This window comes from Janthinobacterium sp. CG_23.3, assembly GCF_046115965.1.
GTDB lineage: Bacteria > Pseudomonadota > Gammaproteobacteria > Burkholderiales > Burkholderiaceae_D > Janthinobacterium.
The window spans coordinates 1-2,810 of record NZ_JBJXIB010000238.1 but is presented as its reverse complement, the minus strand read 5'-3'; the positions used below and the strand labels follow the sequence as shown (position 1 = coordinate 2,810).

The following is a 2,810-nucleotide window of genomic DNA, read 5'->3' as shown; positions in this document are numbered from 1 at the left end:
AAAACATGGATACATTTATCCAACAAATCATCAACGGCTTGGTGCTGGGCAGCATGTACGCGCTGGTCGCCCTGGGCTATACGATGGTGTATGGCGTACTCAACCTGATCAACTTCGCCCACGGCGACGTACTGATGATCGGTGCAATGGCAGGTCTGACCATTCTCAACCTCCTCAATTCCTACGCGCCCGACTTGCCCGGCTACGTCAAGTTGGCCATCGCCATCGCCGGCGCGATTCCCGTGTGTATGCTGGTCAACATCCTGATCGAACGCGTGGCCTACCGCCGCCTGCGCAACGCGCCCCGGCTGGCACCGTTGATCACGGCGATCGGCGTGTCCATCCTGCTGCAAACGTTCGCCATGATGATCTGGGGCCGCAACCCGCTGCCGTTCCCGCAACTGCTGTCGTCGGAGCCGATCACCATCGGCGGCGCGCTGATCTCGCAAACCCAGGTGCTGCTGCTGGCCCTGGCCGCGTTGTCGATGGGCTCGCTGGTGTTGCTGGTTGAAAAAACCAAGATGGGCCGGGCCATGCGCGCCACGGCCGAAAACCCGCGCGTGGCCGGCCTGATGGGCGTGGACTCGAACAAGGTCATCGTCGCCACGTTCGCCATCGGCGCCGCGCTGGCCGCGGTGGCCGGCGTGATGTGGGGCGCGAACTATTCGTCGATCCAGTTCGCGATGGGCTTCGTGCCGGGCTTGAAGGCGTTCTCGGCGGCGGTGTTGGGCGGTATCGGCAACATTTACGGCGCCATGATCGGCGGCATCGTGCTGGGCATTATCGAAAGCCTGGGCGCCGGTTACATCGGCGACCTCACCGGCGGCTTCCTCGGCAGCCACTACCAGGACATCTTCGCTTTCGTGGTCCTCATCATCGTCCTCACGATCCGGCCTTCCGGCATCATGGGTGAACGCGTCGCCGACCGCGCTTAAGTTTAAGGAAAACAATCATGGCAAGTTTCTTCGACTTCGACGTCAAAAACAATCCGGGCAAGGCCTACACCAGCATGGGCGTGATCCTGCTGGGCTTGATGGTCTTCCCGTTCTTCGCCGCCCAGTTCGGCAACTCGTGGGTGCGCATCATCGACATCGCGCTGCTCTACATCATGCTGGCGCTGGGGCTGAACATCGTGGTCGGCTTCGCCGGCCTGCTCGACCTGGGTTACATCGCGTTCTACGCGGTGGGCGCCTACATGACCGGCCTGTTGGCCTCGCCGCAATTCGCGGCGCTGCTGGAATCGGTCGTCAACCAGTATCCGCTGGTCGGCGACTTCCTGGTCGGCGTGATGGGGGAGGACATCCGCGCCAACGGCATCCACCTGTCGGTGTGGCTGATCGTGCCGCTGTCGGCGGCCGTGGCCGGCCTGTTCGGCGCGCTGCTGGGCGCGCCGACCTTGAAACTGCGCGGCGACTACCTGGCCATCGTCACGCTGGGCTTCGGCGAGATCATCCGCATCTTCATGAACAACCTCAACGAGCCGATCAACTTCACCAACGGCCCGCAGGGTATCAACCTGATCGACCCGATCCGCATCTTCGGCGTGTCGCTGGGCGGCGAGGCCGGTTCCAAGGCCACCGTGGTGGTCGGCGGTTTCTCGATGCCGTCGGTGAACGCGTACTACTTCCTGTTCCTGTTCCTGTGCATCGCCATCGTCTTCGTGACGACGCGGCTGCAGCATTCGCGCCTGGGCCGCGCCTGGGTGGCGATCCGCGAAGACGAAATCGCCGCCAAGGCGATGGGCATCAACACCCGCAACGTCAAGTTGCTGGCGTTCTCGATGGGCGCCTCGTTCGGCGGCGTGGCCGGGGCGATGTTCGCGTCGTTCCAGGGTTTCGTGTCGCCGGAGTCGTTCTCGCTGACGGAGTCGATCGCGGTGCTGGCGATGGTGGTGCTGGGCGGTATCGGCCACATCCCGGGCGTGATCATGGGCGGCGTGCTGCTGGCGGCGCTGCCGGAGGTGCTGCGGCACATCGTCGAGCCGGCGCAGAACGCGCTGTTCGGCAAGGTGCTGATCGAAGCCGAAGTGCTGCGCCAGTTGCTGTACGGCCTGGCGATGGTGCTGATCATGCTGAACCGCCCGGCCGGCCTGTGGCCGGCGCCCAAGCATGAGGACCGCCCCGACCGCGACACAGACAAACCAGATCCATCGACCGGCGTAATGGCGGCGTAAGGGAGAGACACAGATGAGCGAACAGACCATTCTCAACATCGCCGGCGTGAACAAGCGCTTCGGCGGCCTGCAAGCCTTGACCGACGTCGGCATCACGATCACCAAGGGCCAGATCTACGGCCTGATCGGCCCCAACGGCGCCGGCAAGACGACCTTCTTCAACGTCATCACCGGGCTGTACCAGCCCGACACCGGCACCTTCGAGCTGGCCGGCAAGCCGTACTCGCCGTCGGCGCCGCACGAGGTGGCCAAGGCCGGCATCGCGCGCACGTTCCAGAACATCCGCCTGTTCGGCGAGATGACGGCGCTGGAAAACGTCATGGTGGGGCGCCACGTGCGCTCGCACCAGGGCGTGTTCGGCGCGGTGTTCCGCCACAAGGCGGCGCGCGAGGAGGAGGCGGGCATCCGCATCCGCGCCCAGGAACTGCTGGACTTCGTCGGCATCGGCCAGTTCGCCAACCGCACCTCGCGCTTCCTGTCCTACGGCGACCAGCGCCGCCTGGAGATCGCGCGGGCGCTGGCGACGGACCCGCAACTGCTGGCCCTGGACGAGCCGGCCGCCGGCATGAACGCCACCGAGAAGCTGGCGCTGCGCGAGCTGCTGGTGAAAATCAAGGCCGAGGGCAAGACGGTGCTG

At 64.9% G+C, this 2,810-nt stretch carries 3 protein-coding genes; all 3 read left to right on the top strand.

Annotation, left to right across the window (positions count from 1 at the left end; translation table 11 throughout):
• The first annotated feature begins 5 nt into the window (after window positions 1-5).
• Window positions 6-935 (top strand): branched-chain amino acid ABC transporter permease, encoded by a 930-nt coding sequence (locus ACFDR9_RS27390; protein ID WP_017878813.1) that lies wholly within the window; start codon window positions 6-8, stop codon window positions 933-935.
• Window positions 936-952: 17 nt separating this feature from the next.
• A complete protein-coding gene (locus tag ACFDR9_RS27385; RefSeq protein ID WP_409033034.1) occupies window positions 953-2,173 on the top strand; it encodes an ABC transporter permease subunit in 1,221 nt (406 codons plus the stop codon).
• A gap of 13 nt (window positions 2,174-2,186) precedes the next feature.
• Window positions 2,187-2,810, top strand: a 624-nt coding sequence (locus ACFDR9_RS27380; protein WP_409033033.1) for an ABC transporter ATP-binding protein, incomplete at its 3' end; no start/stop codon positions are given.

Excerpts from the sequence above, each read along its gene's own strand:
- ACFDR9_RS27390 (WP_017878813.1), top strand. The coding sequence starts at position 6 with ATGGATACATTTATCCAACAAATCATCAACGGCTTGGTGCTGGGCAGC.
- ACFDR9_RS27385 (WP_409033034.1), top strand. The coding sequence starts at position 953 with ATGGCAAGTTTCTTCGACTTCGACGTCAAAAACAATCCGGGCAAGGCC.